The organism is Pseudomonas sp. 05N434, from assembly GCF_056396965.1.
On sequence record NZ_JBFTMK010000294.1, the window covers coordinates 1 to 6299 of the forward strand.

The 6299-nt window shown below is 58.9% G+C and carries 6 protein-coding genes and 1 tRNA gene; 5 read left to right on the top strand and 2 right to left on the bottom strand.

Annotated features, from left to right (window positions below; genetic code table 11):
- From AC1DLB_RS18310 to AC1DLB_RS18325, 4 genes are all read left to right on the top strand, one after another.
- A partial coding sequence (locus AC1DLB_RS18310) for an EAL domain-containing protein (RefSeq protein WP_477785399.1) occupies nucleotides 1-3269 on the top strand: 3269 nt, incomplete at its 5' end.
- Nucleotides 3270-3284: 15 nt separating this feature from the next.
- Nucleotides 3285-3361: transfer RNA gene (locus AC1DLB_RS18315), tRNA-Ile, on the top strand.
- Nucleotides 3362-3875: 514 nt separating this feature from the next.
- Nucleotides 3876-4376: a hypothetical protein gene (locus AC1DLB_RS18320; RefSeq protein WP_019580724.1), complete on the top strand. Its 501-nt coding sequence runs from the start codon at nucleotides 3876-3878 to the stop codon at nucleotides 4374-4376.
- Between the two features lie 10 nt (nucleotides 4377-4386).
- Entirely contained in the window at nucleotides 4387-4629 is a 243-nt protein-coding gene (locus tag AC1DLB_RS18325) for a hypothetical protein (protein ID WP_018928836.1), read from the top strand.
- 290 nt (nucleotides 4630-4919) lie between these two features.
- Here the strand turns inward: AC1DLB_RS18325 and AC1DLB_RS18330 are convergent, their stop codons facing one another.
- Together AC1DLB_RS18330 and AC1DLB_RS18335 are read right to left on the bottom strand one after the other, a co-directional pair.
- Nucleotides 4920-5084, bottom strand: a complete 165-nt coding sequence (locus AC1DLB_RS18330) for a hypothetical protein (protein WP_168206189.1) — start codon at nucleotides 5082-5084, stop codon at nucleotides 4920-4922.
- 238 nt (nucleotides 5085-5322) lie between these two features.
- Entirely contained in the window at nucleotides 5323-5967 is a 645-nt protein-coding gene (locus tag AC1DLB_RS18335) for a peptidase M41 (RefSeq protein ID WP_477743656.1), read from the bottom strand.
- 138 nt (nucleotides 5968-6105) lie between these two features.
- Between AC1DLB_RS18335 and AC1DLB_RS18340 the strand changes: the two genes are divergently transcribed.
- The coding region (locus AC1DLB_RS18340; RefSeq protein ID WP_477785400.1) for an Lrp/AsnC family transcriptional regulator at nucleotides 6106-6299 on the top strand (194 nt) is incomplete at its 3' end.

A 6299-nucleotide genomic window follows, 5' to 3' on the forward strand; every position in this document is an offset into this window, starting at 1 on the left:
GCACCCAACATCCCGACCTGAATCTGGTGGCGATGCCCAATGTCAGCTCGGCATTGCAAGCGCTGGCTACCGACGAAGTGGACGCGGTCGTGGGCGATCTCGCCTCCAGTGTCTGGAGCCTGCGCCAGCTCAAGCTCGAAGGGCTCTACGTCAGCGGTGAGACGCCCTACCGCTATCAATTGGCGATGGCCGTCCCCCCGAACAATAAGCTGCTGGTCAGTATCCTGGACAAAGTCCTGGCAGACATGAGCCCGAGTGAAATCAGCGCCATCCAGGAACATTGGGTCGGTAACGTCCTGGATCATCRGACCTTCTGGTCCGACGTGCTGATTTACGGCCTGCCAGGACTATTGGCACTGATGATCGTGCTGGCAGTGGTGATCCGTATCAATCGCCGACTGAGTTCGGAAATTGCCCGCAGGGTCGACCTGGAACAGGAGCTGCGCAGCAGCGAATACCATTACCGCGGGCTGGTGGAGAGTCTTTCAGCCATCGCCTGGGAAGCGCAGATCAGCGATTACACCTACAGTTACGTGTCGCCCCACGCCCAGGACCTCCTCGGTTATCCCCTGTCCCATTGGCTGATTCCGGGCTTCTGGCGCAACATCATCCACCCCGCGGACCTCACTCGGGCCCAGGCGTTCTGCGACCGTGAAGTGGCGGCCGGGCGCGATCACAGCGTCGATTACCGGGTCATCACCGCTGATGGCCGTTGCCTGTGGGTCCGCGATATCGTCAGCCTGATCGAACATGGCCGTGAACCGGTCCTGCGCGGGCTGATGATCGATATCAGCGAAGCCAAACGCACCGAAGAGGCGCTGCGCCTGTCGGAACAGAAGTTCGCCTCAGTGTTCCAGCAATGCCCGGATATTCTGGTGATCGCACGGCTTTCCGATGGCTGCCTGCTGGAAGTCAACGAAGCGTTCGAGGAACAGATCGGCCTCAAGGCCGAAGACGTCATAGGCCAGACGGCCACCGACCTGAACATCTGGGGCGTTCCTGGCGTGGGACCGGGTTTGCTGCAGCGATTGCAGGCCGGCAGTATCCGCAACCTGGAGATGCCCTTTCGCCGCAACAATGGCCAGGTGTTTACCGGCCTGATCTCTGCCGAGCCTTTCGACCTCGACACGACCCCGGCCCTGGTGGTCGTCGTACGAGACATCAGTCAGCTCAAGGAAACCCAGCAACAGCTGCAAACCTCCGAAGAGAAATTCGCCAAGGCCTTCCACGCCTCCCCCGACGGCTTGCTGCTGTCCCGGCAGAGCGACGGCTTGCTGCTGGAGGTCAACGAAGGTTTCAGCCGTATAACCGGGTTCAACAGTGCGATGTCGGTAGATCGGTCGGCGCTGGACCTGGGGATCTGGGTCAATCTCAACGAGCGCAAACAGATGCTCGAATTGCTGCACCGGGATGGTTTCGTCCGCGATTTCAGTTGCCACATCCGCCGCAAGGACGGGCAGATCCGGCTCTGCGAAGTTTCAAGCCGGCCACTGCCCATCGGCGATGAAGACTGCATGCTGACCATCGCCCGGGACATTACCGAGCGACACCTGATGCAGGAAAAACTGCAACAGGCCGCCACCGTGTTCGAAAGCACCGCCGAGGGCGTCTTGATCACCGACACCCAACAGCACATCAGCGCGGTCAATCGGGCATTCACCGAAATCACCGGCTACAGCGAGACCGAAGCACTGGGCCACACCCCTCGCCTGCTCGCCTCGGGCCTGCACGACAGCGCCTTCTATGCTGCGATGTGGCATCAACTGACCGCCGAAGGTCATTGGCAAGGCGAGATTTCCAACCGGCGCAAGAACGGCGAGCTCTACCCGAGCTGGCTGACCATCAGCGCCGTGCGCAACCGGGACAAACTCATCACCCACTTTGTCGCGGTGTTCGCGGACATTTCCAGCCTCAAGCATGCGCAAGCCAAACTCGACTACCAGGCGCACCACGATCCGCTGACCGGCCTGCCGAATCGCACATTGTTCGAAAGCCGCCTGCTGACCGCGCTGAACAACCAGCAGGAAAACGGTGGCCAAGGCGCCGTGCTATTCCTGGACCTGGACCGTTTCAAACACATCAACGACAGCCTCGGTCACCCGGTCGGCGACCTGCTGCTCAAAGGCATCGCCGTACGCCTCAAGGAGCAGTTGCGCGATATCGATACCGTGGCGCGGCTGGGTGGCGACGAATTCATCATCCTGCTCCCCGGCCTGCAACAGGCCAGCGATGCCGACAACATTGCCACCAAGCTGCTCAATTGCTTCAGCGCCCCTTTCCAGGCCGGCGAGCACGAGTTTTTCATCAGCGCCAGCATCGGCACCAGCCTGTATCCCAAGGACGGCTGCGACGTTGCCACGCTGGTCAAGAACGCCGATGCCGCGATGTATCGCTCCAAGGCCAAGGGCCGTAACCGGGTTGAAAGCTACACCCGCGACCTCACCGCCCAKGCCAGCGAACGCGTGGCACTGGAGCATGAACTGCGACGCGCCATCGAGCGCAATKAGCTGTTTTTGTACTACCAACCCAAAATCAGCCTCAAGGATCATCGGCTGGTCGGTGCCGAAGCGCTGATTCGCTGGCATCACCCAACCTTTGGCGATGTGCCCCCCGAGCACTTCATTCCCCTGGCCGAAGAAAACGGCATGATCCTGCAAATCGGTGATTGGGTATTGGAGACTGCCTGCCAGCAGATGTACGAGTGGAATCAGGTCTATGAGTGCCTCGGCCCACTCTCGGTCAACCTGGCGGGCGCTCAATTACGCCAGCCGAACCTGCTCGGCCGGATCGAGCAATTGCTCAAGGACAACCGCCTCAAACCTGATTTTCTGCAACTGGAGATTACCGAAAACTTCATCATGAGCCAGGCCGAAGAAGCGCTGACGGTCCTGCACCAACTCAAACGCCTGGGCGTGCAGCTGGCGATCGACGATTTCGGCACCGGTTATTCGTCCCTGAGCTACCTCAAACGCCTGCCGCTGGACATCCTCAAGATCGACCAGTCCTTCGTCCGCGGCTTGCCGGACGACCCGCACGACGCGGCGATTGTCCGCGCAATCATCGCCCTGGGCCGCAGCATGCAATTCACCGTCATCGCCGAAGGCGTCGAAACCCACGCCCAGCAACAATTCCTCACCGCCGAAGGCTGCGAACAGATCCAGGGCTACATCGTCAGCCTGCCACTTTCCCCCGACGAATTCGCCGCGACGTTTCTTCGTATAGCCGTATCGGATTTTTCGGATAGCACAGCCGAGAAACCATCGCTATAATCCGCGGCCTACTGAGGGCCTATAGCTCAGTTGGTTAGAGCAGAGGACTCATAATCCTTTGGTCCACGGTTCAAGTCCGTGTGGGCCCACCAACTCCAAAGCCGCGCATTGCGCGGCTTTCGCGTTTCTGGCTGGTCCACCACAGATACAGTCCCAGGGTCCAAGGGTACAATTCAGGTACAGTGCTGGTTCGCCAGCCGCCAAGGCGCTTCAAGGAGGTGCCTTGGCCTACAGGTCATCCTCTGGATTGCGCAACAGCCGCAACTCACCGCGTGCAACCTCATCCGGCACCGCGAAGGAGTACCGTCCCAGCATAGTGCCCAGCTCCAACGCAGCTGACATCTCCCGAGCACGATCATACTGATCGTAAGCCGAATCCAGGTCGAAGCTATTGTTCTCTTGCTTCAGGTCCCACAGCACACTTTCGGACGCCGAATGAGCCGTCGCTGTTGCCGCTGACCGAAAACTGACCTTGCGGGGGTGCGGTAGCTGGCGATGAGACCCGTGCAGACGTCAAATTCCCTGGGGGCCTCACATCAAAGACGGTTTGCATCTTAGTCACCGCTTGTAGAAAATCATCGTCTTTTTGCACGAATGGATACGCGCATGAAGTTCGAGAAGACCACGCAGTACAGGTCCGAGGAAGGGATCGTCTTCAATCTGTCTCAAATCACCCTCATGGAAAGCGACCGAGGTCGCCTGCGCGAGCTGCACTTTGGCGAAGCAAAACGCGCCCATTACCAAGTCAACAGCATAGTCGTCGATATGTACGACCGAATGCAGGCTCGAAACCTGCCATGCCTGCTGACAGTCTGCATTTCCAATCCCCTCACCCGGCAGCAGGCCGATGCTATCAGCACTATGCGCGGCAACGTCGCCAAGGGAATTGCTGCGGCCTCAGGTGGCGTTGCAGGGAAGGTAGGTGCGTTGGGCGGGCCGCTCATTGGCTGGGCTTCAGGTGCAGTCGTGACGACAGGTGTCAACTGGTACCTCAAAGGGGCCCTGCCGAACCTGCATGCAGGTGACGTGCTGGTCAGCATCGAGGGAGAGGTCCATGGCGGGATTGGCCCACAGCGCTCTGTCGTGACGCTGGTCATCAAGGTCTGAGGAACTGCACATGCCCTACATCATGCAAACTATCGTCCTTCTGGTGCTGGGCGCGATCCTCGTTCAGTTTCTGAAACCGTACCCGTTGCGCAAGTGGCTGGGTTTGACGCTGCTGGCAACGGGCTTGGTCAGCATCTTCAAGGTTGGTGAGCAGCAGGTGCTGGGCTTTGACCTGGAACTGCTAGCACTGCTGGCCGTGCCGCTGGGCGTGGTGCTTTTCCTGACGCGGCGGCGGTTCACGGAGGGGGACTGAAGCCCTGGCACGATTTCTCGGTGCCGTCTCTGACCCAAAATCATATGGGACAACAGTCGATCAACAGCGCGTTGATCGATGATCTTAGCGTTGGACCTTGCCGGTGGATTGGGGGTTACTTTGAACATACTGGTAACTCCTAACGTTGGTTAGATGCCGCCAAAATCACTGCTAAATGATCGGTGGCGGCTGTAACGCAGGCCAGGTGCGTCGGAAATGTGTAATGCCACATTGACCAGCCTTGCCAACTCTGCGGGCGCGGCCTAATTCTGATCCTAGACAGCACGGATCTAGCGCACATGAAAGGTCACCTGGGCCAGCGCGGCGCCGAGCCCGAACGGCAGTAGTATCGCTCGGGTCGCGGTGGGGGCCGGGCTACGCATGTCTTCAGCCAAAGCAGCCACGTCTCGGTGCAACTGTTCAATGCTGGCTTGAGTCGTGGGAGGTAAGGACATACAGCGTCTTCCTGTCGGGATCAGATCGCGCCTTGTGCGCGGCTCCGAGGCGGGTCGTGCGTCATTTTTCCTGCCTGTCGTCTAGGTTATATTTTGCGCGGACGGCGGGTTATCGGATGACGTCCGCCAAGGTTGTAGGCAAACTCCGAGAATTGCGTAATGGGCGCATTTGGGCACTTTTCCGCCTTGTTGGGCTTTTTTTCGACGGGATACTCTCCGGACGTCGCTGCCAATCAGCTTACGTCCAAACACCCAATGAAGGGATCGCCTGCACCGGCTGCAACCGCTCAAGCACTTCCCCCGTCAACACAACCTCATACGTATCCGCCGGCCGCCCCCACTGCTCCACAATGACCATGCGCTCCACCAAAAGCCCCGCCAATCCAGTAATCGTATCGGCCAACACCTCGACGATTTCTTGAGTGCGCAACCACAAGCGATCATTAATGTCTGTCAGCTCAGCAATGATGCGATCAGACGACGCTGGGTCCGTATCGGGATAGGCGATATTTCGAAGCAAGTACCGCAACTCTCTTATTTTTGCGTGATCCTGCTCCGCTCCAAACTCTCCTTTCAGGATGGCTGCCGCTTTCGACTTATCGACGCGTTTCTCGGGCGAGTGCTTTGCAGGCAAGGTCTGCGCCATGGCGCCAGCGAAGAGGACCATTATCCGGGCTTCCAAATGTTCCTTCATGGCTTCGAGCGACGAAATGGACCGCGTCAAGGTAATGGAGGCCCCGCCATGATGCGTCAGGCCCATGGTCACTTTCAGGGTCACATCACCCGTTTCAAAACCCAGGGCTCGGGCTACGACGTAATGCCCCATTTCGTGATTGGCAATCTGCAGTGCATAGTCGCGCAGAGCCGCAGGCATGCTCTTCATTTCGATCCCCTCGCTTCACAGCCCCTGGTTGCGCATTCGACTACGAGTGACAATTTGTGTCCATCCAATTAACCCGTTGAGGGCATGGACTGCCTGTAATATGCCTGCCCATTGCTCTGTACCGCTGGAGATACCCCTTTGCCTGACACTCGCCCGCCCGTTCTCGACGAAATCGACCGCCAATTGATCGCCGCCTTGCAGATCAATGCCCGTGAAAGTGTGGCCATGCTTGCCCGGCAACTGGGCATCGCCCGGACCACCGTTACTTCGCGCCTGGCCCGGTTGGAAAAGGCCAAGGTGATCACCGGTTACGGTGTGCGACTGGGTCAGCG